Origin of the sequence: Maridesulfovibrio pacificus (SeqCode) (genome assembly GCF_048612815.1) — a bacterium.
GTDB classification, from domain to species: Bacteria; Desulfobacterota; Desulfovibrionia; order Desulfovibrionales; family Desulfovibrionaceae; genus Maridesulfovibrio; species Maridesulfovibrio pacificus.
In genome coordinates this window covers 1-26,921 of record NZ_JBLZNE010000003.1, presented here as the reverse complement: position 1 = coordinate 26,921, position 26,921 = coordinate 1, and the positions used below count along the sequence as shown (strand labels likewise).

The following is a 26,921-nucleotide window of genomic DNA, read 5'->3' as shown; positions in this document are numbered from 1 at the left end:
ATTGTGATGCGCTGCGCGCTTTCTTCTAAAGATTTGCCTCCGGCGGCTTAAACCCTCTTTAAAAAAAGGGTTTAAGAATCCCAAAAACTTTCATCAGGCTTCGCCGCTTCGAATACTTCTGTCTAATTCTACACTTCAGACGAAGGATTATCTTTTACCCGCTCGTACCAGAGTTTATGGTGATGCTTGGCGTAATCCTCGGGAACATGTCCGGTAAACATGGAACGGAATCCGGGCTTTTCTTCCGGTGATATGGCTGCCATGTAAATGTGGACCAGCAGACCTGCGAAGACCAGACCAACGGCAAGATAATGCAGAGTGATGGACCAACTGACCAAAGCCATATGTTCCGCACCAAGGGTTCGGTCGGACAGGAACATGAGGATTCCGGTCACCACGATCACGACACCACCCACAACTGAAGCCTGTGCAAAAGCCTTCTGGCCCATGTTGTAGTACCCCTGATCGGGCAGTTCGGAATTCTTGCCCAGCAATTTAGGCCCAGCGGTCATAAGGATCATCTTGCGGATCATCCAGGTTATGTCACGGTCCGGATCAACCATGAAGATTTCCTTCAAAAAGAAGATGGCTCCCTTGAAATTAACCAGCATGTACAAAAGCAAACCACCAGCCCAGATGAGGCCGAGGGTGACATGGATGATCAACAGATTTCCGCCTCCGCCAACCAATGAACGCATAAAGGCCGGATAACCTGAGCCAAGCGGATCAATTTCCGGGTTACCGAAAAGTCCCAGTCCGGTTACCAGCAAAAGGAACCAGCAGACTGCGTTAAACCAATGGATAAAGATGTCCGAGCGGTCATGCCGCTTGTATTGTCTCTGACTCATTAGGCATCACCTCCCTTGCTCCGGGAGTCGTCATGTTCATCGGACCCGACCAGAAGCTGACGGCCCAGCATAACCGCCACTCCGAGTCCTGAAAGGCCGACCACGGTCTTAACCACAGGGTTGCCCATGGTGGTCAGTACATCCATTGCAGTAGGCATTCTCGCTTCCACTGGCCATTCCAGCGGAGCGGTTTCGCCGAGATAGATCATGTTCGGCTTGGTATCCGACTTGGCATTGATCACACGGACCAGCTTGCCCTTGTTTTCCTGAAGCAGTCTGTAAGCTTCAGAGTCGGGATCGTTTATGTCACCGAAAACCCGGGCCTTGGTGGGACAAGTGTCCACACATGCGGGGAGCAATCCCTGCGCACGGCGATCAGCACAGAAGTCGCACTTATCGGCTTTGCGGGTAATTTCATTACGGAAACGCGCATCATAGGGACAAGCGGGCATACAGTTGCCGCAACCGATGCACAGAGATGTGTCGATACGCACGGTACCGTCTGTCTTGTCTTTGAATGTCGCCCCGGTTGGGCAGGCCTGAACACAGGTTGGATTGTCGCAATGCATGCAGCCGCCGGGCTGGAAATGGGTCTTCGGTTTACCGGAAGCAAAGTCCGGCACAGAAGCCTTGATCCAGTTACGCCACTGACCGTCCGGCACATCGTTGGCGACCTTGCAGGAAGCCATACAGCCCTTGCAATCTATGCACTTTGACGAATCGATGACCATTGCGAGTTGTACTGTCTTACTCATGAGGCCACCTTCCTTGTTACGGAAACAAATGTTTCGTGCAGGGCCGCGTTACCGCAGATTTCATCATATCCTTCCTGCAATACGGCAGCCATGCTGGCTCCTTCACCGAAGATGAGGCTCAGTTGCGGAGACAAAGTTCCAAAACCGGAAAGCATATACACGGTATCCTCAAGAATGCCGTCAGTGATTTCCACCTTGAGTTCACCCTTACCGACGGAACTGGCTACTTCGACCAGATCTCCGGGCATGATGCCCAGCTTGTCAGCAGCCTTGGTATTCAGCCAAAGGGTGTTCGGTCCGGTAAGCTGGTGCAGAACCGTGTTGTTCTGGGATGAGGTCTGGGTAACCGATGCACTGCGACCCACAACCATGCGGAACCTGTTCTTAGGCGGCTTGGCAGGCGGAGTGTAAACCGGCATGGGGTCCACGCCCATTTTTTCGTAGCGCTGGTTGTAAAGTTCAACCTTTTTACTCAGCGTTTTGTAAACTCGGTCCTCATAAATGCCGTAAACCTTACTGGGGTTGTAATAGACCCCGTCTTTCTTGAAGGCTTCAGCTGCTCCGGGCAGCTCACGCAACTGCTGCTTACGATATTCCTCAATGGTAAAATCAAAGTATTCGCCAAGTTCCAGCTTGCCTGCCACATCCTTGAGCACATCGAAAACCGGACGGGACTCATAGAGTGCCGGAACCACAGGATCGCGCTGCACCACACAAGCACAGGCTACCGACCCCTGAAGACCGGAAGCCGGGTCCTGACGCTCAAGATAACTTGGTGCAGGCAGCACGAGATCGGCCATCCATGCGGTATCGCTCATGGCAATATCCACAACTGTCATGAATTCCATAGACTTGCACATCTCGATAGTCTTGGCACGGTTGGGTGCTGTTCCCATGGGATTAGTCTTGTATACGAACCAGCCTTTGATGGGATACGGCTTACCTTCAAGTATTGCGTCGCGCGTAATGACGAACGAGCCGTCATGCTCGAACAGCATGGGCACCTTGTGGGCATCGATGCGGTCATCGGGGTTATCATCGTACCAAGGAGCATCGTAAGGAACGCCCTTGAGTCCCACTTCACGTGCAGCAAGCAGACCTCCGGGCTGGTCCCAGTTTCCGAGCAGCCCGTTCACAATGGCAAAGCTGCGGCGGACCTGCGTGGAATTCTTGTAGTCGGAAGTACGGCGGCCGGGATAGATCATGGACGCCGGGGCGGCAGCAGCCAGCTCGCGGGCTATGCGGGCGATGTCCTGTGCGGGAATACCACACTCTTCAGCTGCAAAACGGGGATCATATTTCTGCACATGTTCGCGGAGCTGCTCAATGCCGTAGGTCTTATCGGCGATCCATTTCTTGTCATAAAGATCTTCATTAATGATGACATGCGCCAGCGCGAGCATGAAGGCCATATCCGTACCGGGCTGGATGGGATACCATTCGTCCGCCAGTGCTGCGGTCTTGGTATAGCGCGGGTCAAGCACCACAAGCTTGGAACCCTTCTGCATGGCGGTCATCAGATCGATGGAATCCGGAGTTACCAATGCTTCAAAACGGTTGGCTCCGGCCATGATGATATATTTGCTGTTGAGAACATCAGCGAAAGGAACTTCGCCAAAGGTATCAAGAAAGGCACGGCTCCCGCTGAGCAGGCAGAGGGATTCGTGGGAAGTCACATTGTATGATCCGTAGACTTCGGCAAAACGGCCTACAAATTGAGATTGCAGGTCGGCTCCGGCAGTAAAGAGATGCCCACAGGGGGTATACTTCTGACGGATATCCTGCATCTTTTCCGCCATCATATCGATGGCTTCATCCCACGGAATGCGTTGCCATTTGCCATCACCGCGCTCGCCCTTTCTCAGAAGGGGATACTTTAGACGGTCAGGGGCGTACATTTGTGCGACACCGGCATTGCCGCGAGCGCAGAGCATGCCTCTGGATTTCAAAAATTTAGGGTTGGGATCAAGTTTCTTGACCACACCGTCCTGAACACGGACGATGCAGCCGCACTTGTTGAAGCACATATCACAGGCCGAAAAAGCCGATTCCCATTTACCCGATGAATTAGTTGTCTGTGCGGACGCCGCTTCGAGTCCGCCCAGTGCGGGGACACTCCCGGCTGCGGCAGCGGCCAGCATCCCGGAGGCCTTGAAAAAGTCGCGGCGGGAAAGCCTGGTCTTGTCTTTAGCCACTTCCACCTCCATGTTGATCAAGTGGAAAGGAGTTTAGATTAGTGCGACGGAATCAGGTCTTCCGCCGCACATAAATATTACTGTTAACTAGACACTAGCTGCACTTTGCCGGGGACGGGGAATCCTTGGCATAATCATGCAGGTAGGTGAAAATATCGTTGATGTCTTTTTCTTTGACTTTGTTCCAATCAGAGGAACAAGGGATCTTGGAAGTGTCAGAAAACATGGCAGTCCATTCAGCCTGTGTCTTAGTGCTGGGACTTAAGTCGGATGCAGTTGCGCCGTGGCATGAACGGCAGTGTTTACGATAAAGGAATTTACCCTTGCGAGCATTACCGTCACCGAAAGCAGCAGCCATACTGGCCATGGACAGAACCATAAGAACACAGATCAGAGTTCCTATTACCTTGCGATTCATTACAAACCTCCAAAAAAATTATTTTCTTAACCCATAACATCCCCTCACCTTTTGTGAAAGCAAAGAGACATTTTTATCCAACTCTTCTATGTCAATATACCCATACGGGGTATAGGTGTCAATAAAAACTCATTATACGGTCACAAACACAAAATTTCCTGACAAAAAGAGTCCTCACAATGGCTTAACACATTGTGAGGACTCTTTTCTTCTCTACTGACGAACGAAACTTACCAACTTTTTACTGAGTATAAATTGACCGGTGATAGTTAATTTTTCAGAATCTCAAGACTTGCCCGATATGCAACAACAGGATACGGAAGTCAGCATTCCGTGACACCTATAAAAACAGCCTTACAGATTACATGACCGAATCAATTCCTACCCACTTACCCAAACTGGCGGACCAGCTCGGCACCCCCATTACCATTGGCGGGAAATCCATCCCCAACAGGTTGTGGTTGGCTCCCATGGCCGGCCTGACTCACACTGCCTTTCGTCAGGTGCTGGCACACTATGGTTCCTGCGGACTGGCCTTTACTGAAATGTGCAGCGCCCGGGCTGTACCGACAGAAAACCCCAGAATTTCGCCTGTTTTCAGCTGGCACGAATGGGAACTTCCCAGTCTTGTATGTCAGATAGTTGGAGCAGAACCGGAAGAAATGGTGATTGCAGCAGAACGAGTGGAACGCGAAGGATTCTTTGGCGTGGATATCAACATGGGATGCTCGGCACGGGGAATGATCAAACGCGAGGCAGGAGCAGCTCTGCTTAAGACACCGGACAAGGCGGTTGCCATAGTGGAAGCAGTGCGTAAAGCCGTGTCTATTCCGGTGTTTGTAAAATTTCGCACCGGCTGGTCCAAGGAAATAGGACCGGCAGTGGCTCTGGCTAAAGACCTTGAAGCCGCTGGAGCCGACTGTCTTGTATTCCACCCGCGAGTCGCCCCGGACAAACGAACCCGTCCGCCCTACATTGACCACATCCGCTATATCAAGGAAGCGGTCTCCATCCCTGTTTTTGGCAATGGAGATATAACAACCCCGCAGCACTGTCAGGATATGCTGGATAAAACGGGCTGTGATGGGATATCCATAGGCCGCATGGCTGTGGCCCGCCCGTGGATTTTTGCCCAATGGACAACCGGATTCACACCGGACGACAATATTTTTCAGGACTACGTTCTGCGTCTGGCTACAGCCTTGGAGCAGGAATTCGATCCCATCAGAGGCATAAAACGATTCAAGCTTTTCATGGCCTATTTTGCAGCCAATTTCCGATTTGGACACAGCCTGCAAGCCAAATTCGCCACGGCAAAGACTATGGACGATGTCCGCCGCTTAGCAATGAAACACATCAAGCCGGACATGCAGTTAAGCCCGACTCCGAACATGAGTTTGTACAATCTTTAATTGAGTATCCATGCTCGCCTCTTGAGGCTTTGTCACGCATGGGTACATTCCTTGTCCTTTATTGTCCGCAGCGGAGACTGGCCGCGAGTGGAGGAGGGATGGAAACCCGCTATTTTCAATCTCCGCTGCATCTGGACAACATTTTTCAAAACAGAATCGGCTGATGAGTTCTTCCCGGGATAAATACTGTATTCTGAACGAACGGACTCAGGTGTAACCGAAGGCATTACTACGTTGGCTCCTGCCTCAAGCCCCTGCTCCCGGCCGTTTGCAACCAAAGCATCCAAAGCACTGGTTGCCGGGATATTGACCTTCGGATTCATGATCCGCACCAGCGCAGTCGCCCGCAAAGTTTCATCGAGGCTGCCGGCCCAGAAACGTCCAAGGGGCGTATCAGGATGTGGAATAAACGGCCCCACCGCTATCATATCCAGCGGCAATAAACTCAGCCGCCATAAGTCCTCAGCCAGAATTTCCGGGGTCATGCCGGGTAAGCCTGTAATCAGACCGGACCCCGCCTCATAGCCAAGGCTGCATAATGTTTCCAAACGGGCTAGACGTTCAGAAACACTCTGTCCGGGACGAAGTCTGGCGTGCAGTTCACTGTTGAAGGTCTCCATTTTAAGGAGATAGCGGTCTGCTCCGCAATCACGCCAGTATTTATATGTATCCCGGTCATGATCACCAAGGCACAGGGTTACCGATACATCGGCATAAGCCTTGATGGATTGAACGATCTCTCCGATGAAACGCGGGTCCATACTCTTGTCATCACCCGACTGCAGGACCACAGTTCCCAAGCCCGCATCAATGGCGCAGCGGGCTGCTGAAAGGATTGAATCCGCATCAAGGGAATAACGTTCCACCTGCCCGTTGCAGCAACGAAGACCACAATAATGGCAGTTCTTTCGACACCTGTTGGAAAATTCAACCACCCCGCGCTGAAAGACCTCATTTCCGAACACGGAATTGCGGATTTCACGGGCCTGTGCAAATAAGGCTTCGGAATTATCCGCCTTAAGGACTTGTAATATTTCTTTTACGGTCATAAGTGATATCGTCGAGGTAATCGGCCTGAGAGTGAATCAAAGATACAAATCCCGCTCGCCGTGTTCGATACGGTTAAGCCTGTCTGCAACAGCAGCCCTGCGTTTCTCGGCAAGTCCTTCCAGCTCATGGCTGATCAGTGAATTGCCCTGCTCCTGCGTTCCCGTTTGGGCGTAATCCAGCAGGTATTCTTTAAAAGTCAGCAAGGCATTGGGATGACAGAATTCCTGAATGAACCCTTTCTTTGCCAGTTCCATGAAATGTTCTCCGGTCCTGCCCGCACGGTAACAGGCTGTGCACCATGAAGGTACGTAGCCATGTTCCACAATCTCTCCGATTACCTCTTCAAGACTGCGGTTATCACCTATGCAGAACTGCTGCACATCCGGGCGATCATAATCAGGGTCGCTATACGCACCGGGATAAGTTCTAGACCCGGCGCTAATCTGCGAAATCCCGAGGTCGAGCAGCTCACGGCGCATTTCACGGTTCTCGCGGGTACTGAGAATGAGTCCGGTGTAAGGAACAGCAAGACGCAGTACAGCGACCAGCCGTTTGAACTGCGCATCGGAAATTGGATAAGGCGGATTAAAGGCTATCTCGGCATTAAGGGCCGGTTCCAGCCGGGGAAAAGAGAGGGTGTGCGGCCCCACTCCGTATTTTGCCTCCAGTTCGGCGGCATGGGCCAACAAAGCAATGGTATCAAACCGGTAGTCATAAAGACCCAGCAGCGTCCCCATACCGACATCATCAATGCCGGCTTCCATAGCCCGATGCATGGCATGCAAACGCCAGAGATAATCTTTCTTGTATCCGGTAGGATGAAGTTCGGCGTAAGTTCCGCGGTGATAGGTTTCCTGAAAACACTGGTAGGTACCGATGCCCACCTCGTGCAATTTATGGAATCCTTCAACATCCAGCGGGGCGCAGTTAATGTTCACCCGCCTGATTTCTCCGCTCTTTTCCGAAACAGTGTCATAAACATTGCGGACGGTTTCAGCTATCCACTCAGCTCCGAATTTGGGATGTTCACCGTAAACCAAAAGCAGCCGTTTATGCCCCTGATTTTCCAGCACGGTCACTTCCTGCCGGATTTCATCAGCACTTAGTGTACGGCGCAGAAGTTCCTTATTCGTGTCTTTAAATCCACAGTAAGCACAGCGGTTACCGCACTCGTTGGTCACATAGAGCGGAGCAAACAGCACCAGACGGTTGCCGTAAATGCCCTGTTTTACTTTGCGTGCGGTCTCAAAAATTGCCTCGTTCAGCTCCGGGTCCTCAACCTGCAAAAGTCTTGCGGTCTCTTCAAGGGACAGACCCTTGGCCTGAGCGGCTTTATCCAAAATATCGTAAACTTGAGCGGCATCGGTCCGGGTAGTTGAATTCACTATCTCCCAGATTTTTTCACCGTCAATAAAATCTATTAATCCTGTACTATCCGGCTTCATAAAAATCTCCGTTATCTAATCATTACGAAAGCTTTTTAACTTTCGTTTTGCTCTCTGGCCGCAAGCCGGTAATAAAGCATACGAATGGAAATCCCCAATCGCGCGGCGGCCTTGGTTTTATTGCCGCCGGTTGCAACCAGCGCAGCATCTATATCTTGTTCAGTAGGTCTTGATTTTTTAGACGGGTTTGTTTTCCGGACTGCGGAAGTTCTTTCCTTTACGGAAGGACTCTTTTGCATGCCCCCGAAAAAACCGGCTAAATGTTGTGGTTGCAACACTTGCGCATCATGCATGACCGAAATCCATTCCATGGCATTCTTGAGCTCGCGCACATTTCCCGACCACGGTTTTTCCAACAGGAGAGCGGCTGCCTCGGGGCTGATATCAGCAAATGCCTTGCCCCGTTTTGCGGCAAAAGCTCTCAAAAACGAAAGAGCCAGAGGAACAATATCATCAGTACGTTCACGAAGTGGAGGAACGATTATACTGCCGACCCGTAAGCGGTAATAAAGATCACTACGGAAGAGCCCTTTTTCAATTCGTTCAGTCAGGTCGAGGTTGGTAGCGGCAATGATGCGTATATCGGTCTCGACCTTGGTCAGCCCGCCGACACGGTAAAAACTTTTATTCTCAATGACCCGCAGAAGCTTAGCCTGCAATTCAACCGGGATTTCGCCGATCTCGTCCAGAAAAAGAGTCCCGCCCTTAGCAAGATCAATCTTGCCCCGTGCGCCGCGGGTGGCACTTCCGGTAAAAGCCCCGGCCTCATAACCGAACAACTCGCTTTCAAAAAGATTCGCCGGAAGGGCGGCACAGTTGATGTCCACAAAAGGTCGCGGCGAACGGGAACTATCCTCACCGTAATGGATCAGCTTGGCTACGATATCCTTGCCGACTCCGGTCTCTCCCTGAATAAGCACGGGCAGATCACGATCTTCATGGTAAAGACGGGCCTGACTGACCACCTCCCACATGGCCTCGGAAAAGAAACCGATATTATCCAGTCCGGCCTGCTGAGCAAACTGCTGGCGCAACTGCGATAATTCAGCACGCACACCACTGGTAGCTTCGGCAACAACTTCTTCAAAATGATCCGTCAGCTTTTCATTCTCCCGCAGAAGGGACTGATGTTCAGCCACTCGATCCAGCACCGCGGCAAGTTCTTCCAGATTAATGGGCTTGGTGAGGTAATCGTAGGCCCCGGCCCGCAAAGCACCTATGGCAAGTTCAAGGTCAGCGTGCCCCGTGTAAAGAACCACATCCGGCGCAGTGGTAAATGAAAGCCCCTTGATATCACGCACCAGCTCGATTCCGGTTCTTCCCGGCATCTGGATATCTGAAAGGACCATTTCAAAATCATGGTTGCGACATATATTGAGAGCGGAAACAGCCTCTGCGCTAGGTGTGACGGCATGCCCAAGAAGGGTCAGGTATTCGGCAAGAGAATCACGGGTAGGAGCATCATCGTCTACGAGTAAAATACGCATTATCTTTAGGCTCCTCCCGATTCTGCGGCGGGCAGTATTACCCGCAGTAATGCCCCGCCTTCGGGACGGTTCTCCGCAATGACCGACCCGCCTGCGGATTGCACAATTGTGCGTACGATAGACAACCCCAGTCCCATGGAAGAGCCCGGAGATTTCGTTGAGAAAAACGGTTCAAAAAGCTCATCCGCCAATTTCGGATCAAATCCCGGACCGTTATCAGCCACACTCAGCTCCACGGAGTCAGAACCTTGAGATACAACACGGATGGAAATTGTTTTCGGGCAGTAGTCGCAGGTTTCCAGAGCCTGCATCGCATTGGCAACAAGGTTCATGACCAGCTCTTCAAACCTGATTGAGGTCCCGACCACAAGCTTGATTTCAGGATCTACGGTAAGCTCCAATCCAATACCTCTGGCAACCATCTGGGCTCTCATCAGGGATAGCGCAGACTCCACCGCCTTTCCGAGATTGCAGAGTTCACCTGCCACCGTCTGGTTATTCCGCAAGTGCTCGCGCAGATGGTTGACGATGGAATCAATGCGGTCCACCTGTCCGGCAATATTCTGCAAAATACGGACAATTTTCTTATCCGGATTCTCGGAACGGTCCGCCAGCAGCAAAGCAGATGCGGCAAGCAAACGTATTGCATTCAGCGGCTGATTGATTTCATGGGCTATGCCTCCCCCGACAACGGCGAAAGTAGTAACCCTGCTGGCCCGTGCCATGGCGGAGCGTGCTTCTTCCAAAGTAGCCTCTGCCTGCCGCTGAGCCGTAACGTCGCGGCCTACCGACTGATATTCAACAACATTCCCATCATCATCAAAAATTGCCCGAGTCACATACTGCACATAATGAACCTCTCCGGCAGCGTCAGTAAAACTTGGTTCAGTGACGATTTCAGGATTCTCAGGTGTCAGTGAATAAAGCATACGGACAATTCTCTCGCGTTCATCAGGATGCAAAAGTTCCTGAAAATGAGACGAAAGCAACTCGTCGGCACTCATGCCGTAGAATCGGCAAAAAGCACTGTTTACGAAGGTCAGCTTCCCGTCTGGACGGAAACGCCGGATAAGCTCCGTCTGGTCCTCGACCACGCTTCGATATATGGAATCTGTCATAGTAATGTGCCCCACGCTTTTGCCGAATTTATTTCACCTTCAGCGGGACCAAAGGGGAAGCCCCCCTTTAGAATCCCTGACTGTAATTACCTTGAGGTAACTGAGATTTTAATTAGCCCAAAGCCATGAGCCGCGCATTTTCCCGCCGCTTATTCGCTGAAAATTTTTTCAAAGACTCGCTGGAAAAAACACTCAGTGCCCCGGCCGGACACACGGACACACAGGCAGGATTATCGCGATGCCCCTCGCAAAGATCACACTTATGAGCTACCGGAGCTTCACATTCAGCATTGATTATGCCGACCTGCATGGCTCCGAAAGGACAAGCCGCCAGACAAGCCTTGCAGCCGAAACAACGTTCGGCATCTATTACCACCGACTTTCCGCTGTAACCGATGGCTCCCACCGGACAGGCAGCGGCACAGGGTGCATCTTCACACTGCCGGCACTGGATCGGTGCGGTAACACCGGACTCGCGCACAACAGAAATACGCGGGCTGAAAGGAAGGCCGTTTTCCATGGCCTGCCCCATATCAGCTTTCATATGGGCGTCAACGCAGGCGATCTCGCAAGCACGGCAACCTATGCAACGTGAAGGCACAGCCAGAACAAAAGCATTCATGACTAATGTCCCCCGCTCTCGGTTCCGTAGTGGGTGTGCAAAAGCTCATGTGACCTGTGTCCGAGAGGTTCACCCAAATATTTATCATACAAAACCGTAACTGCCTCATTTTTGTGTGAAGCACGGACCGGAAGTTCCTTATCATGACGATGCAAACCGCCACGACGCTTGGCAATCACCTCGTCACGGTCAATTCCGGGCAGAAGTTTCGGCTGGCCCCCTCCGGCAACACAACCTCCGGGGCAGCACATGACTTCCATGAAATCAAAATCTGCCTTTCCGGCACGGACATCTTCAAGAAGAGGTGCGGCATTAGCCAGACCGGAAACAATCACTGCGCGGACAGTCTTCCCGGCAACATCTATGGATGCCCTGCGGATGCCCTCTCCTGCCGGAGAAAATACGACCCCGCTCTCACAGACATCCTTACCGCTGGTAACGGCAATTGCTGTGCGCAAAGCAGCCTCCATGACTCCCCCGGTGGCTCCGAAGATAACCCCGGCCCCGGAATAGAGGCCCATAGGTACGTCAAAATCCTCTTCAGGAATTTCGGCAAGATTGATGCCTTTCGCCTTCAACATGGCGGCAAGTTCGGTAACGGTAAGCACTGCATCCACGTCCGGCTGTCCGCTTGACTGCATTTCAGGACGGGCGGCCTCGTGCTTTTTAGCTGTGCAGGGCATAACCGCAACACTGGCGATTGACTCCGCACCGACTCCGGCGATTTCTGCCCCGTAAGTTTTGAAGAGCGCGCCAGCCATCTGCTGCGGTGATTTACAGCTGGAAAGATGATCGGTCAGGTCAGGCCATGCGGTCTCCATGTAGCGTACCCAACCGGGACAGCAGGAAGTGAACATGGGCAGCGGACCGCCGGACTTAATCCGGTCCAGCAGCTCCGAAGACTCTTCCATGATGGTTACATCCGCTGCGAAAATTGTATCGTAGACAGCATCGAAACCAAGACGGCGCAGGGAAGCCGCAAGCTGTCCCGGAGTCAGGGTTCCCGGAGCAAGACCGTATTCTTCAGCAATGGAAGTACGTACTGCCGGAGCACACTGAACCATTGATTTCTTAGCCGGATCAGCAAGCAGTTCCGCAACTCTTTTGGTATCATTGCGAAAATGAGCGGCGAAAAGAGGTGCTGTATCATCGCCATCAAGACCGCGCTCTCTGCGCATGGCCGGAATTTCATCCGCCGCATCGTCAAAAGGAGAAACAAATGCGGAACAGGTCAATACGCACTGACCGCAGATAACACATTTAGAGATATCGATGGTCTGGGCTTCACCTTCAGCACCGACAATAGCATTTACAGGGCAGACTTCGGCGCAACGGCGGCAACCGGTACAGATAGCGGGATCAATTGCCACTACTTGAGAAAAATTCATCATTACATTTCCTCCCCGGGTCTTACTTCAGATCTGGCTCCGACTCCGGCAAGGGCCAATGCAGCTTCTATATTGCGGCGTTTCTTAATTTTCATGGGATCAATCAAAGTCAAAGCATCCTTGGAACAGGCTTCCACGCAGGCCGGACCTTCTTCACGTTCGTGGCAGAGGTCGCACTTGCTGGCTAAAAGTGCGGGTTCAATAATGTAGGAATCAGGATTCTGCGGATCAACGACCCTACGTAGGGCAGGACGGCCATCTTTCCAGATCTGGGCCATTTCCATAGCGCCAAAAGGACAGGCAGCAAGGCAGGTCTTACAACCAACGCAATGAGCTTCATCCACCTGCACACCGGAATCAGTGCGCTGGATAGCACCATTGGGACAGACTGCGGCGCAGGGTGCATCCTCGCAATGACGACAGCCTACCGGGACACAGACTTCTTCTGCGCGGATCAGGTAAAGACGGGGAGAAAGCGAGCCCTGCAAGCTTCCCACAGAAACACCGCCCTGCAAGTGAGCAGCAGCGCAGGCCAGTTCACAGGCCCGGCAACCGATGCACTTTGCAGCATTGGCAAGGACAAAAGGGCTTAAACGTGATGACATGAAATTTCTTCCTTTATGAATGCGGAAACCTGTGCGTCTACTGACTGCTCAGGCTCCTTAAATTTGCGGATGGAAACAGCGCAGACTTTCAGCTGCGGAGTTCCGGTAACCGGGTCAGCTGCCGAAGTAGTCAGCAGGTTGGCCGGACTTTCAGAAAAGTGAAAAGTCATAAAGACCAGCCCACGCCGGACCCGTTTGGTAACCCATGCCCGCGCCTTGACTGTTCCCCGGCGGGAGCTGATTTCCAACAGTTCACCATCCTCTACACCGTATGCTGCGGCATCAGCAGGATGAATCTCCACCAGCTCTTCCGGCCACGTACCTTGCAAACCGAAACAACGGCGGGTCATAGTGGCAGTGTGATAATGAGCAACTACCCTTCCAGTGGTCAGGGTCAACGGATACTGCGCATCAGGCAATTCCGCAGGCTCGCGATGTTCAAGCGGCACGAATTTACCGGGACCGCGCATGCAGCCCCCCACGTGCAGAATTGGAGTTCCCGGATGTTTTTCATCAGGACAGGGCCATTGAATACCGCCAGCCTCCAGACGTTCATAACTTATGCCTGCATGGGTCGGGGTCAACGCCCGCATTTCATCAAAAACCTCGCTGGCATTTGCATACTCTTCAGTACGTCCCAGCAACCGCAGCAACTCAGCCAGAATTTCCCAATCCGGACGGCTCTGCCCGATGGGGTCTACGGCCTTGCGGACACGCTGCACGCGCCGCTCTGTACTGGTGAAAGTTCCGTCCTTCTCGGCAAAACTGGCTCCGGGCAGGACAACATCAGCCAGCGCGGCTGTTTCGGTAAGGAAAAGGTCCTGAACAACAAGAAAATCAACGTGACGCAGGCAATGTTCCACATGATTGATATCCGGGTCGCTGCGCATAGGGTTTTCGCCGAAGACAAAGAGTCCCTTAAGGCGATCTTCTTCAACAGCATGCAACATCTTGGGAATGGTCAGCCCCGGTTCAGCAGGAAGCTTTACTCCCCAGCCGGATTCAAATGTCCCCCGCACCGCATCATCAGTAACCGGACGATATCCGGTCAGTACGTTAGGCAGGGCTCCCATATCACATGAACCCTGTACGTTGTTCTGACCACGCAACGGGTTCACACCAGTCTTAGGCCGCCCGATATTTCCGCTGACCAGTGCAAGGTTGGAAACAGCAAGAACATTATTGGTTCCGGTAGTGTGCTGGGTCACGCCCATTGTGTAGTAGAAGGCAGCATTGGCTGACTTTCCGATAAGCCGCGCGGCTTTGCGTATATCAGACGCAGGAACTTCAGCGATGGCAGCAACACTTTCAGGATCGAAAGCCTGCAATCCTTCCCGGAAAGCTGCAAAATCTTCGGTAGCTGCAGCAACGGCTTCAACGTCAGCGAGCCCTTCATCCAGAATGACCTTGGCAATGGAAGAAAGCAGCGCAGTATCTGTGCCCGGACGCAATCTGAGCCAGACATCGGCCTGACGTGCAAGGTCGATCTCGCGGGGATCAATGACAATCAATCCGGCGCCGTTGCGTTTGGCCTCCATCATGCCGATACCGATGATGGGATGGCATTCGGTAGTATTGGTCCCGATGGCGCAAACACAATCTCCCCTTCCCATGTCCCAGAGCTCGCGGATGGAGTTGGTCATGGAACCGCTTCCTAATGATGTAGCCAGACCGGCTACAGTGGGAGCGTGTCAGAGCCGTGCGCAATGGTCGACATTGTTGCTGCCGAACCCTGTGCGAAAAATTTTCTGGAAAAGGTAGTTCTCTTCATTGGTACAGCGGGCACTGCTGAAACCGCCCACAGCCTGCGGACCATGCTCAGAAACAATGGAGCTTAAGCGGCTTGCCACAAGACCCAACGCCTCATCCCATGAAGCAGGAACCAGCTCGCCGTTCTTGCGTATCAGCGGAGTAGTCAGCCGGTCGCTATGATGAACAAAATCGAATCCGAAGCGTCCCTTCGAGCACAATGCGCCCTGATTGACTGATGGTTCCGGTCCGGGAGAAACACTGACAATGCGCCCCTCCTCTACTTCCAAAGAAAGAGAGCAGCCGGCACCGCAGTAAGGACATGTTGTAGTTGTACGTTGCATGCGGCCCATTTAGCATAAGACATGCCATAAACCAATCACAGGACAATAAACCATAACATACTGAAAAAATAGCTTTTACATGCTAAAACAAAGAAACTCTCGCGAAAAATGCTATTTTTGCACACTTAAATTGCATGCAATCATGCAAAAATTGCATGCAATTCATACTTTGGGAATCCCCGGTTAATCTGGCTGGACCAATAGAAACATGTTTGCCAAGACAGTAATTGAAGGTATAAACGGGCTATCTTTTTATCTATAGAAGCCAATATTAATAAGGATCAGAATGCCTACTCATACCAATGGATGCGAGAAAATATTCACTGACTTTGAAAAACATTTCTCGAGCTACTTAAACCAACTTCCCGCCATCATTTGGCGAATTGATATTGTAGAAAATGAAATCTCTTTTCTTAATTCCTACATAATACCAACCGACAATCAAAAAGTAAGATCCGTCCTCCAAAACCCGCAACTCGCCCGCGATATGATCCTGAGCGAAGACTGGGAAAAATTCCAGAACAGCCTGCAGCAGGTAAGGAACCGCATACCGACCAGTTGCGTTTTCCGTATGCGCCTGAACAAAAACTCGACCAGATGGTTCAGGCTCGGGGCCATTCCCGATCCCCTGCATCAGACTTGCTCCGTCGGTATGCTGATGGATATTTCCGGGCAGGTTGATGAAATCCTGACCACGGAAGGCAGGCCGAATCTCGCTACCAAAATTGATCTTATTGATGATCCGGTCTTGTTCGTTCGTTTTTCCGATCGATCCGTATGTGCTGCAAACAATGCCGCCGGAGCTCTGCTGAAATATGAACGGCAGGAACTGCTCTCCATGAACTTTCAGGATCTCTTCCGCCACAACACAGATACAGACCTGCATAAATTATATGAAGGTCTTATCTTTTCAGACCGCTGGAATGGCAAACTATCTGTTACGGACAGCATGGGTAAAAATCACGAATGCTCAATCCGCATCCAGAGTATTTCGCGTAACGGCGAGAACCTTCTCTGGATCACTATGGATCACCGTAATGACTGTCAGGCATGCAAAGGCATCCCGGTCCGGGGCAACGAAACCGTTCCTTCAGGGGCAGCAGTCAAGGAAATGAATAAATGCAGCAGCATTGAATGTTTGCTGGAAACCATACTGCAAGCGCTGCCCTTCGGATCCCCGACGGATGCGATCATGCTTTCCCGTATATTCATTGACCAAAACAAGGTCGAAGTTACTGCTGCAGGAGAGCCTTTTGCCGGATTGGATGAAAACCGCACCCATCCCTACGAAGGTTCAATTGCCGAAAACATCGTCCGCTTCAACCTTAAGAATCATGTGGTGATGGAAACATCCAAAAGCATCAAACCTATCGACTGGGCCTTATTCATTCCCCACGGAATACGTTCATATTATGCCCAGCCTTTCTACGAAAACGAGACCCTGACCAATGTGCTGATATTCTGCTCAACAAAAACGCACAGCTATGACCCTGATGCAGCTCCCCCGCTTCACGAACTTCACGATAAGTTCATTGAAACCTTAGGCCACTGCATCAATAAATAGCTGCATATCTGGTCCAACCAGACAGCCAAAATCTACCACACAGCGCGATGAGATTGTTTCTCATCGCGCTTTTTTTATTTCTAAAACAAAACCACTGCACCCACAACAAAAACACAATATTTTAAGTACTTATACAGCAAAAGATCGAGCCTAGCATATTTGGCTTTCACATCTGGTTGGACCAGTTTAAGTGCTTATTTTCACAAAGCACCTTGTGCTCAAAAAAAACGGACCATAAAACCTCTTCAAGTGAAGAGCGGATCAATTAACCCTCAAACTGGTTGGACCAGATATGGCATCAACACAACGACCAATCCTTTGTCAGAAAATTACTGCAATGCTGCAAGGCAAATCCTTCTCCATCGGGGACCGACTTCCCGGAGAAAGACGGCTTGCAGAAATGTTTAAAACCAGCCGCAACACGGTAAGGGAAGCCCTCTGCAACCTTGAAAGCATGGGCTATCTCGAAATCCGTGAAAAAAGCGGCTGCTACCTGAAAAACAAGGAAGGCTGCATCAGCTGGGAAATGCTGCGCAAGCGCAAAAGCATCGAGGCAAGCCGCCAACTGGTCGAGACCCTTTATCTGGTCGTTCCCGGTCTTGTGCGCACTGAAACACTGCGCCTTTCCCCGGCCGACATCACCGAGCTGGAAACCGCAACATCAAGACTGGGCGAAGCCATTGTGAACTTCGACCTGTCGATGATCAGCCGGGTATACATCTCATTCTTCCGGTCTCTGGCGGAAGTCTCCAACAACGGCTACCTGATCCTCCTGCTGAAGGAACTGGAACTTGCGGCCAAGAATCTGGAGCATGCCGGAACAGGATTATCTGAGGTGCAGATTGATTCACTATTCGCTTACCACGTTGAATTATTCAATGCCCTGAAAACCGGCCAACCGGAACAAGCTGAAAAACTGGCAAAATACTGCCTTCAGACTTTCAGCCAGATGGTTCTGCCGGACAGCTAAAAACAGGCAGGGAATAATTATGAACCGCAGAGAATTTTTCAGCCGTTTCGTCTCACCAAAGCGTCAGCGCGACAGACAAAAGGGACCAGTTCAAGAACATGAGAAGTCTGAAAAGACTCCCCTGACAGAAAAAGAACTGTTCCTGCTCGCAATGGCGAAGGGAATCGATCCGGCTACTGTTACGCCCGGGCAATTGGAGGAACTGGTTTCCTGACGGAAACCTGTAAACAGACGTTATACGAGCACAGTTGGGATACGGGGACTGATCATCCCCCCGGCGTACTCACAAAGGAGTAGTCACATGGACAACAGTAGTGTCAGCTACCTTGAGAGTCGGAAGTTGGTGAAACGCTGGAATGGACCGATTCCGGCCTTAGTCAACACGATTATCATTTTTGCTTTCTTTTATTTAACATGGTGGATTTTTCAGGACCCCCGCGGAATCATGCGCATGTACACCCCTTATGTCGGGTACATGGTCTGCCGCTGGTTGCTGATCCTCTTTATCTGGCTTGCTTACATTTTTGATTTCTGGCCGTTCAAACGCTCATGGCTTCAGAAAACGCACCCGCTGGTTAAAGGCTCCGTCCTGACTCTGGTCAGTGTTGCGGCCATGATCCTGCTCATCAAGGGCTTCTTCATTGAAATCCTCGGAAACTTCGGGATTGCATACTTTAACCCTGCACGCCTTGAGTCAATGGGCTTAACCGATTTCTACGCAATCGAATATGCAGCAGAAGCAATCATGATGTTCGCGGCAATCGCATCATGGCTTTCCCCCAGCTGGGTTGTAGCCTGCGAAAATGCACCGTGGCAGAAACTGAAGCAGCCGGCGCGAGGCATCACCATCGTGCTCGTAACCTTCTTCTTCAGTATGATTGTCTATTTCCTGACCATGCATTCCCACATGGCGATCCTCTTCTACCCCTGGCAGAAATTTACCGCCATCTGCCCGCCCTATTGGGAAGAGTTTGCCAACACAGTTTCCGGTAACTTCCATATCGCATGGATCATGTGCGGAACCGTTGTTGTCTGGCTCTACGAAGGTATCTGGGAACGCTATCCCTTCAACCTGATCAAAAACGACGTACTGCGCCGCACCGCATCATTCTTCGGTATCATCGGTATCGCATTTGCCCTGTGTTTCTTCCTGTACTACGCGCAGGACCTTGTCTGGGGTGAAACCATCCGCGGAACCCGCCGTCTCATGGCTCCTGACTGGCGCTGGCTGCACGTTGGTGAAATGGCTATTTTCTGGCTCGTTCCCAGCTTGTACCTGACCTTCTACTGCGGAAACTGGCCCACTAAATTCAGCCGTCCTGTCAACGTGTGCATCCGCACCCTGTTGACCGCTGTTATGGCTGTTGTGGTCTACGTGGTCTACTACAAGACCTCCCACCTTTTCCTCGGAACCCAGAAAGGCTTCTCCCATCCCCAGCAGTTCCCCATGATCCCCATGATCTGGCTGATCAACATCTTCCTGATCAACGTATGGTTCATGGACGGCTGGCCGGGCTGGAAAGCTGTGCCCAAAACTGAGGCAGAGCTTGAAGAGGTCAAGGAAGAAATGGTCGCGAGTGATGTTAAATGGACTCCGGGTGTAGCTAAAGGGCTCTTCATCGGTCTTGCTGCCGGGGTGCTGTTCTACTTCGCAATCATCAACATCCTGCCCTGGGTAAGCGCAAACTTCACCATCATCAAGTAAGCGTACGGAACAAGGAGCTAAATTATGAGCAATGAGAAAAAGAATATAAGCAGACGTGATTTCGTCAAAGGCGCGGCAACAGGGCTTGTGGCCGGTGCCATCGCCGGAATGGGTATGTATTCATACACCCCGATGGCTTATGACCGTCTTCCAAAAACACAGCGCAAACTGAACGATTTCGGTGCCTGCCGCAGTGTTCGCGTAACCAATATCTCTGAAACAAGCTGGTTCAACAACTCCCACCTCATCGGGGATATCCACGAAGCGGGCGGATTGCTGGTTAACCAGTACACCCTGAACTGGGCCCCTTTCGGAAACGGTAAGGGTTCCGCTCAAGGTTCTTACAAAGATGGTATCAACTCCATCAAGGACCTGCTGCCCCACGATCTGGAAAAGGCATGGGAAATCCAGAAAAAACTGTCCCTGCACCCGGATAACCCCGGCGGATACTCCTGCCTTATCGAGGTGGAGGAACTGGATGGGACCATGCACAAATACCTGCTGGATACCGGATGGTCCTACGAATGGATGAATGACAGCTTCAAGCGGGAAGGCATCGATAAGATGCTGAAAGAACAGCAGATCGAAGCCCTGTTCATCTCCCATGAGCACTGGGACCACTTCTGGGGCCTGCCTGTAACCCTTAAATATGACAACCGCATTCCCCTCTACCTGCATGACGGCTTCTACGAAGAAGGTCTGCAATATGTGAAAGACTGCGGCTACAAAGGCGATTTAAAAATCGCAGACAAGCCCATCACCCCCATTATTCCGGGAATGGCCCTGCTCAAGTTTGATGTGCCCATCATCAACCGTGTCTTCGGTGAGACTTCCCTCGCCTTCAACGTAAAGGGCCACGGTCTGGTACTGATCTCCGGCTGCTGCCATCAGGGAATCCTCAAGTTTGCAGACTTTGCCTATGCCAACCTGAAATATGACAACGACAAATTCTACGGAATTTACGGCGGCCTGCACATCTCACCCTTTGAGGACTGGGACCCCAAATACGATGACCTCGTAATCTCCCTCGGCGAATGGGGCTTCGAGCGTATCGGCTGCAACCACTGCACCGGACATCTCACTGCCAAGAAATTCATTGAAGCCGGTTATCCGGTGGTACGCGGAACAGCGCGCTTCCGCTCCGCATCCAAGGACTATCTCGGCAACGGCGATAAGATTAACTTCGGCTGTTAAGGCCTGAACAACCATATCCAAACTGTCCGGCCCTGACCTCCGGGCCGGGCAGTTCATAAAGGGTGTCTATCATGAACCTTTCCGCAATTCTCCCTCCCCGCCGGGGCAGCAACCACCAGATCAACATGCCGGATGTCTTGGTCAACTGCCTGCTGGTAGCCTGCCAACATGATGAATTCAAACGACTGCTGGGCTGGAAAGGCATGGCTGTGTGCCCAAAGGGCAAAAAAGCATGGACCATGAAACTGCGCACCCATCCGGGGGTATTCGGAATTTGCACTGAAGATGAATATGCAAATGACACAGGATTCTTTGCATCATTGGGCCTGTATTACTTCCCTGAAGAAAATGAAGAACTGTTGGAATCCATGTCACTGGCAGCCAATATTTCAGCAGTGCAGGAAGACTACATTCAATCCATCCGCCGATTTTCATCAGACGAAAACTGGGCGGCTCCTTTTCGCATTGCAACCGTAATTAACGGGCTGAATAAAGAGGAAAACTGTTTCACTCTTAAACTTTCCGCCGACCAAACAAAAGTCAGCATTTCTCAGGACGGAATTGCGACTCAAGACGGCCAATGGATCATCAATCCCGGCGAGATTGAGGAGAACATCCCTGCGCACTCCATAGCTATAGATTTCCTGCTTGTGCTTGCAGCAGCGGTATCCAACAGCCTTGAAGTCCCGCCCTGCGGATTTTACAGGACCGAAGCTCAGGGCCATGCCACTATCTACGATTCCATGGGCAATAAATTTCCGAGCAGCCATGAAATCACCCACATCACTGATGCCCTGAATTGGGGGGAACGCGAGGCAGCCACTAGTCTCGCGTTCCCGCAAATTCCCGACTTCTGCGCCCAAGGTCATGCGGAAACAAGAAAAGAGCTGCCTGCCCCTCTTGCTGATGCTCTTTTCTGGGAAACCCATGACCTCGCTGCCGTTGAAGTTGAAGGAAACCACAATTATGCCTTTGACAAACGCCCGAGCCTTATCGTGCTCAGCGGCTTCCTCGGAGCAGGAAAGACGACCTTTTTGAATCAACTGCTGGAATACCATGCTTCACGGGATGAACTGGTTGCCATTATCCAGAATGAAATAGGCCAGACCGGCGTAGACGGAAAACTTCTTGAAGGTGATGATTCCATTGTGGAATTGGATGAAGGCTGCGTCTGCTGTACACTGGCCGGAAACCTGTCCAAAGGCATTGAGCAGCTTAAGACCCGCTTCAATCCCAAAGTAATTGTCCTTGAGACAACCGGACTGGCCAACCCCTTTAATATTCTCAATGAAATAGAAACCCTGCGTCCGCTGGTCCGGCTGGATTCTGTGACAACACTGGTGGATACTGAAAACGGCCCACAATTGCTTGCCGACAGTGATATCGCCCGTAATCAGGTCAAGGCGGCAGATGTCATCATTCTCAATAAATGCGACCTCGTCTCACAGGAAGAACAGGAATCTCTGGCAAAACTCCTCACCACACTGAATAAACGTGCCTTGCTGGTCAACACAATTAACAGTGCGATTAATCCCGGAACCATATATGATTCCGACCCCCGAACACACCACATCGGAGGGATTTCGCTTTGTCCCCTTACACCACCCCAGCATACGCACGCTATGGAAGGGTTCACCTCCCGACGTTTTGCCTTCAACAAACCCTTGAGTCGTGAAGATCTTAATTACCTTATGACCTCACTCCCGAAAGAGGTCTTCAGGCTCAAGGGAATTGTGAAAGTATCCGGTAACAACGCCCCTGAAGTAGTTCAATACGTGTCAGGAAGATATGAATTATCAAGCTTCAGCGGGGAATTTGATGATGACGGATTCCTCGTTGCCATCGGCAGAGACATGGGGCTGGAAATTCTTGAAAAACTTGAACGGAATTACTCATGAATATTCTACAACAGGGCGGCCTCATTATGTGGCCGCTCTTTATTCTTTCGATTGCTTCCTTAGCGGTCATGGGGGAACGATTTTTTGTTTTCAGCACCAACCGGTTCCCCAAAGCTGAACGGCTTGACGAGCTAGTGAATCTGGCCCGTCAGCATAAAAACGAAAAAATCCTAAATTTGGTAGAAGAGACTTCGCCCCTCTACCTTAAGATTTTCAATGCTCTTTTCAGCCCGCTCCCGGACAGGGAGAAAAAACATGAAGTCCAGTTGGCCGGGGAGGAAATCCTCTTTTCACTCAACCGCCGTCTGGATTTTCTGGCAACAGTAGCCACCGCCGCACCGCTTATCGGGCTCTTAGGTACCGTCCTCGGTATGATCAAAGCTTTTTCACGGCTTTCAGCCTCTGGAAACGTCGACATTACCATGCTTGCCGGAGGAATATGGCAGGCCCTGCTGACCACCGCCGCAGGGTTGAGTGTTGCCATTCCGGCTCTCATCGCCCACCGCTGGTTCTGTCGTCAGCACGAAAAGGCTGCCTATGCCATGCAGCATACCGCAAACATGCTGCTGGAAATTCAAAAAGATTAGAGCCTTGCAGCTATGATTTCTTTCACCAAATCCACCCTCAAACCGGCCAGTCCGGACCTTACTCCCCTGCTGGATGTTGTTTTCATCCTCTTGATCTTCTTCGTGGTCTCAACTGTTTATACCGCCAAAGGCATGAACATGGACCTGCCCCCGGCCGAAACATCGAAACCGGTTTCCGGGAAATCATTGGAGATAGAACTCAAAGAAGACGGGGAAATCCTTTGCAATATGCAGTCGGTAACCCTTCATGAACTGGCTCATGAATTGCGCACCGTGGCAAGGAAACCATCTGCCATGCAGCCCGAAAACATCCTGCTCAAATCCGTTCCGCAGGCTCGGGTGGAAAACTTTATCCGTATTGTCGACATTGTTCGAAGCGAAGGATTCAGCAATCTGGTAATCGTCACAGCGAACAAAAAGGAAGACAGCGGCAGGAAGTCCAGATGACTTCACAGCAGCTTACATGTTCCTGCATTGCAGTCTCTATCATCGTTCATCTCTGGCTGGTAAATTTTGAATGGATTTCCGAGCCGGAAGCGGGCGACACTCAGATCGCAATACCTGTAAATTTCGATGTTCCCCCTATCCGATCAGCCGACAAAACTGCGCTCGGACAACAAGTTGCGGACAGCAGTAATGAAAAACAGGCCGAAGAGCAGGCTAGAAAATTAGAACGTCTGGCCAGAAAATGTTATCTGGTGAAGGTCCGTGAAGCAGTGGAACAACGTAAATTTCTTCCGGGCAATGGGGACCTTTCCGGGCTTATCGGCAATGTTCAATATTCCTTTCACATCCGCAAAGACGACTCCTTTACCTACATCAGGTTGATTCGTTCCTCAGGTAATCCCCTTCTGGACACAGCCGCAGGCAGAGCCGTTGCCGCAGCAAGCGGGGTAGTCAAAAGACCCGGCATACTCCGCGGACAGTCCTTTAACATACGCATTACCGTTAAATATCAACGCAATATGTGAATATTTATAAGCAAATGAGCAGACACCATCCACGATTAATCAAGTACATAACATCTCCCCTCTTCAGCCAGAGGGAAAGGACTGTTCGCCAGAAAAGGGCAATGATATCCGAGCACTTTGCCTTCTATTTTACTTTGCAAAGACTCGACCTGTTTCCAGTGGGTATGCACACTGTCCGGATTATCAAATTCTATTTCATGAAAAACCAGATCACAGGATGCAAACCATCCGGCTTCAAGCTCAGGACGGTTCAGGATTTGGTTGATCTCCTCGTCGTACTTCGTGTCCCCGGAATAGCCGAAACTGCTGCCTCCGGCAGAGATTTTAAGACCGATAGTCCCATAAGGCAGAATATGATGATTCCAGCGGCTGTCTATTTGAATTGGACCTAATTGCAAAGAAGTTCCGGGTTTTAATGAGAAGACCTCCACCTGACCTTTCATATCTGGAAAAAGCGGGGAGTAAAGATCTGCCAGCACCCGAAAGACGTTGTCGGCAAGAATCAGCTTCAACTTCCGGTTATACTTACGTGCACGATACATGCAGGCAGTGAAACCCTGTACATGATCTTCATGATTATGGGTAAATAGACAGTGAGTAACATCATCCCAATGTATACCGTAACGGGCGAGAGTCTGGGCCGGATATCCGCAGGGATCTATCCAGATTACATATTCACCGTAGCGCACAATGGTATTGGCGACCGTTCCGTAAACCCCGTTTCCGCAGCCGATAGGAATAACTTCTAAATTTTCCCGGACTTTGCCGTCTCTGGGGATATCTTCCAGCAAAGCCTCTATTTCCTTATCGGGATGGACACCGGAAGCAAGCGAGTTGCGATCATATAAAACAGTTCCATCATCAGAAACAACTACATTGCCGCCTTCGAAGCAGATTTCCAGAGAGCCCTTGCGGTAAAAGGGATCGGCAATATCGTGATTAAACCATTTGCAGAGCCAATCCTTGCGAACTACCTTGATGTTTTCATCATCAAAAAAGTACGGAAAAATAGACTCAAGATTACCGTGCAGCAGCTCAACATCCCGCTTAAGACCCACGTATTCCTTGAGAATCCCACCTCTGATTTGAGCCTGCCATAGTACGAATTCCTCTCCGGTGCGGCTGTCACCTGCAAGAGAAACTTCCCACGGGGTCACTACAACGATTTCCTCACGAAAACCGTGCTCGGTAACGAATTTTGCTACATCAGGCATACTGCCGACCCGCACTGTTCCTGCTGAAGTGCTCACAAGATCAACATACATCCCGCAGTATTCAATACGCTGAACCTGTTCTGTCAGCTTTCGTAAGGTACTGGTAGTCATCCGATATTCCCTTCACTCACAATGTATATGTTTACATTTAAATGACACAAGCGAGATCATTATGTCACTTCAAACTGTTAACTTTCCATATCTTCAAAACTAAAAACTTAATAAAAACAAGCTAAAATTTCATTATTCAGCAATCTGTTGACATAATTGTTATCAAGCTGATAGAAAAATGTAAACGTTTACATGGTGAGGTTGTCTGTGAGTACTATTCGTGATGTTGCCCGCTTAGCGCAAGTTTCCACCGCCACGGTGTCCCGGGTTATCAATTCCCCGGATTCCGTGCGAGAGAAAACCCGTGAGAAAGTTCTGCGGGCCATGAAGATGTGCAACTACAAATACAATGCCCTCGCACGCGGCTTTGCCACCAAAAAGTCCAACACCATCGGACTGATAATTCCCAACATCAACAACCCCGTCTTTGCCGAATCCACTCTTGGGGTTCAGGAATATGCCGAAGAAAAACAAATCAAAGTAATCCTCGGCAACACATCCTACAAAATATCACAGGAAGAAAGCCTGATCAAAGCTCTGCGCGAAAGTCAGGTGGACGGACTGATCATCACCACGACCAATCCCAAAGGCGAAATAATCAAATCTCTTACAGATGAGGGGATTCCATTTGTGCTGCTCTTCAGCACGGTCAAAAACGGCCCTGTTTCTGCTGTCGGAGTTGATAACTATCGCGGCGGATACGTTGCCACTGAACACCTTATTTCCCTCGGGCACCGCAGAATAGGTATGATCGCGGGTAGCTTTACCGTGACAGACAGATCTTACCACCGCTGGCACGGATATCGCCAATGCCTCAAGGATCACGGTCTTCCCTACGACAAAGACCTGCTGGTCCAGACCGAGTACTCCCTTTCAGGGGGACGGGACTCGATCAAACAGCTCCTTAAACATGACTCTCCGCCCAGCGCGGTTTTCTGTTCTAATGACTACATTGCCCTGGGAGCAATCAAAGGTGCGCGTGAAGCCGGACTGTCCCTACCCGAAGACCTGTCCATAGTGGGCTTTGATGACATGCCGACGGCATCATACATGGTACCGGCCCTGACGACTATCCGTCAGCCCGCTTATGAGATGGGCAGACGCGCCTGTGAACTTCTGCTGCAAAAGATGGATAATCCGGAAAAACCGGAACAACATATGATGGAGACCAAACTGATTGTCCGCGAATCTACTGCCGCCGTCCAATATGACACGGAAGCAGAGGATGGCGGGGACAGACAGTAGCAAAAGGATTACTGCAATTGTTTGTA

24 protein-coding genes are annotated in these 26,921 nt (G+C 50.9%); 11 read left to right on the top strand and 13 right to left on the bottom strand.

Features of this window, described 5'->3' with window-relative positions; all coding sequences use genetic code 11:
• Positions 1-128: 128 nt before the first annotated feature.
• The 4 genes from ACNI23_RS19450 to ACNI23_RS19435 all read right to left on the bottom strand — a co-directional run bounded on the left by ACNI23_RS19450 (position 129) and on the right by ACNI23_RS19435 (position 4,216).
• Positions 129-848 (bottom strand): formate dehydrogenase subunit gamma, encoded by a 720-nt coding sequence (locus tag ACNI23_RS19450; RefSeq protein WP_420250873.1) that lies wholly within the window; start codon positions 846-848, stop codon positions 129-131.
• Positions 848-1,603, bottom strand: coding sequence for a 4Fe-4S dicluster domain-containing protein (locus ACNI23_RS19445; RefSeq protein ID WP_420250872.1), 756 nt, complete (start codon positions 1,601-1,603; stop codon positions 848-850). The genes ACNI23_RS19450 and ACNI23_RS19445 overlap by 1 nt, the downstream gene beginning before the upstream one ends.
• Positions 1,600-3,810: a molybdopterin-dependent oxidoreductase gene (locus tag ACNI23_RS19440; protein ID WP_420250871.1), complete on the bottom strand. Its 2,211-nt coding sequence runs from the start codon at positions 3,808-3,810 to the stop codon at positions 1,600-1,602. The genes ACNI23_RS19445 and ACNI23_RS19440 overlap by 4 nt, the downstream gene beginning before the upstream one ends.
• Positions 3,811-3,892: 82 nt before the next feature.
• Positions 3,893-4,216: a c-type cytochrome gene (locus tag ACNI23_RS19435; protein WP_420250537.1), complete on the bottom strand. Its 324-nt coding sequence runs from the start codon at positions 4,214-4,216 to the stop codon at positions 3,893-3,895.
• Positions 4,217-4,581: 365 nt separating this feature from the next.
• On the opposite strand from ACNI23_RS19435, the gene ACNI23_RS19430 reads away from it, so the two are divergent.
• Positions 4,582-5,628 carry a tRNA dihydrouridine synthase gene (locus tag ACNI23_RS19430; RefSeq protein ID WP_420250870.1) on the top strand — a complete coding sequence of 349 codons (1,047 nt, stop codon included), beginning with the start codon at positions 4,582-4,584 and terminating at the stop codon, positions 5,626-5,628.
• A gap of 32 nt (positions 5,629-5,660) precedes the next feature.
• Here the strand turns inward: ACNI23_RS19430 and hydE are convergent, their stop codons facing one another.
• The 8 genes from hydE to fdhF all read right to left on the bottom strand — a co-directional run bounded on the left by hydE (position 5,661) and on the right by fdhF (position 15,445).
• Positions 5,661-6,677, bottom strand: coding sequence for a [FeFe] hydrogenase H-cluster radical SAM maturase HydE (gene hydE, locus ACNI23_RS19425; protein ID WP_420250869.1), 1,017 nt, complete (start codon positions 6,675-6,677; stop codon positions 5,661-5,663).
• A 36-nt stretch (positions 6,678-6,713) separates the two neighbouring features.
• Positions 6,714-8,123: a [FeFe] hydrogenase H-cluster radical SAM maturase HydG gene (hydG, locus tag ACNI23_RS19420; protein WP_420250868.1), complete on the bottom strand. Its 1,410-nt coding sequence runs from the start codon at positions 8,121-8,123 to the stop codon at positions 6,714-6,716.
• A gap of 35 nt (positions 8,124-8,158) precedes the next feature.
• On the bottom strand, positions 8,159-9,610 hold the full coding sequence (locus tag ACNI23_RS19415) for a sigma-54-dependent transcriptional regulator (protein WP_420250867.1): 1,452 nt from the start codon (positions 9,608-9,610) through the stop codon (positions 8,159-8,161).
• Between the two features lie 5 nt (positions 9,611-9,615).
• Complete coding sequence (locus tag ACNI23_RS19410) at positions 9,616-10,728, bottom strand: PAS domain-containing sensor histidine kinase (RefSeq protein WP_420250866.1); 1,113 nt, start codon at positions 10,726-10,728, stop codon at positions 9,616-9,618.
• 112 nt (positions 10,729-10,840) lie between these two features.
• The gene (locus ACNI23_RS19405) at positions 10,841-11,350 is read right to left on the bottom strand and encodes a 4Fe-4S dicluster domain-containing protein (protein WP_420250526.1); all 510 of its coding nucleotides are present in this window, start codon (positions 11,348-11,350) and stop codon (positions 10,841-10,843) included.
• Between the two features lie 2 nt (positions 11,351-11,352).
• Positions 11,353-12,741 carry a [Fe-Fe] hydrogenase large subunit C-terminal domain-containing protein gene (locus tag ACNI23_RS19400; RefSeq protein WP_420250525.1) on the bottom strand — a complete coding sequence of 463 codons (1,389 nt, stop codon included), beginning with the start codon at positions 12,739-12,741 and terminating at the stop codon, positions 11,353-11,355.
• Complete coding sequence (locus tag ACNI23_RS19395) at positions 12,741-13,343, bottom strand: 4Fe-4S dicluster domain-containing protein (protein ID WP_420250524.1); 603 nt, start codon at positions 13,341-13,343, stop codon at positions 12,741-12,743. The genes ACNI23_RS19400 and ACNI23_RS19395 overlap by 1 nt, the downstream gene beginning before the upstream one ends.
• On the bottom strand, positions 13,328-15,445 hold the full coding sequence (fdhF, locus tag ACNI23_RS19390) for a formate dehydrogenase subunit alpha (protein WP_490722702.1): 2,118 nt from the start codon (positions 15,443-15,445) through the stop codon (positions 13,328-13,330). Before fdhF ends, ACNI23_RS19395 begins: the two co-directional genes overlap by 16 nt.
• Before the next feature lie 277 nt (positions 15,446-15,722).
• On the opposite strand from fdhF, the gene ACNI23_RS19385 reads away from it, so the two are divergent.
• From ACNI23_RS19385 to ACNI23_RS19345, 9 genes are all read left to right on the top strand, one after another.
• Positions 15,723-17,000, top strand: a complete 1,278-nt coding sequence (locus ACNI23_RS19385) for a diguanylate cyclase (RefSeq protein WP_420250522.1) — start codon at positions 15,723-15,725, stop codon at positions 16,998-17,000.
• Positions 17,001-17,292: 292 nt separating this feature from the next.
• A complete protein-coding gene (locus ACNI23_RS19380; protein ID WP_012765952.1) occupies positions 17,293-17,970 on the top strand; it encodes a FadR/GntR family transcriptional regulator in 678 nt (225 codons plus the stop codon).
• Positions 17,971-17,989: 19 nt separating this feature from the next.
• Positions 17,990-18,184, top strand: a complete 195-nt coding sequence (locus ACNI23_RS19375; protein WP_420250521.1) for a hypothetical protein — start codon at positions 17,990-17,992, stop codon at positions 18,182-18,184.
• Between the two features lie 87 nt (positions 18,185-18,271).
• Positions 18,272-19,675, top strand: coding sequence for a hypothetical protein (locus ACNI23_RS19370; RefSeq protein ID WP_420250520.1), 1,404 nt, complete (start codon positions 18,272-18,274; stop codon positions 19,673-19,675).
• 24 nt (positions 19,676-19,699) lie between these two features.
• Entirely contained in the window at positions 19,700-20,869 is a 1,170-nt protein-coding gene (locus ACNI23_RS19365) for an MBL fold metallo-hydrolase (protein WP_012765949.1), read from the top strand.
• A 71-nt stretch (positions 20,870-20,940) separates the two neighbouring features.
• Positions 20,941-22,767 carry a CobW family GTP-binding protein gene (locus ACNI23_RS19360; protein ID WP_420250519.1) on the top strand — a complete coding sequence of 609 codons (1,827 nt, stop codon included), beginning with the start codon at positions 20,941-20,943 and terminating at the stop codon, positions 22,765-22,767.
• Positions 22,764-23,354, top strand: a complete 591-nt coding sequence (locus tag ACNI23_RS19355) for a MotA/TolQ/ExbB proton channel family protein (RefSeq protein WP_420250518.1) — start codon at positions 22,764-22,766, stop codon at positions 23,352-23,354. The genes ACNI23_RS19360 and ACNI23_RS19355 overlap by 4 nt, the downstream gene beginning before the upstream one ends.
• Before the next feature lie 12 nt (positions 23,355-23,366).
• Complete coding sequence (locus ACNI23_RS19350; RefSeq protein ID WP_420250517.1) at positions 23,367-23,801, top strand: ExbD/TolR family protein; 435 nt, start codon at positions 23,367-23,369, stop codon at positions 23,799-23,801.
• Positions 23,798-24,325 carry a TonB family protein gene (locus ACNI23_RS19345; RefSeq protein ID WP_420250516.1) on the top strand — a complete coding sequence of 176 codons (528 nt, stop codon included), beginning with the start codon at positions 23,798-23,800 and terminating at the stop codon, positions 24,323-24,325. The genes ACNI23_RS19350 and ACNI23_RS19345 overlap by 4 nt, the downstream gene beginning before the upstream one ends.
• A gap of 35 nt (positions 24,326-24,360) precedes the next feature.
• Here the strand turns inward: ACNI23_RS19345 and ACNI23_RS19340 are convergent, their stop codons facing one another.
• Positions 24,361-25,650: an MBL fold metallo-hydrolase gene (locus ACNI23_RS19340; protein ID WP_420250515.1), complete on the bottom strand. Its 1,290-nt coding sequence runs from the start codon at positions 25,648-25,650 to the stop codon at positions 24,361-24,363.
• Positions 25,651-25,857: 207 nt separating this feature from the next.
• Between ACNI23_RS19340 and ACNI23_RS19335 the strand changes: the two genes are divergently transcribed.
• On the top strand, positions 25,858-26,895 hold the full coding sequence (locus ACNI23_RS19335; protein WP_420250514.1) for a LacI family DNA-binding transcriptional regulator: 1,038 nt from the start codon (positions 25,858-25,860) through the stop codon (positions 26,893-26,895).
• Positions 26,896-26,921 lie beyond the last annotated feature (26 nt).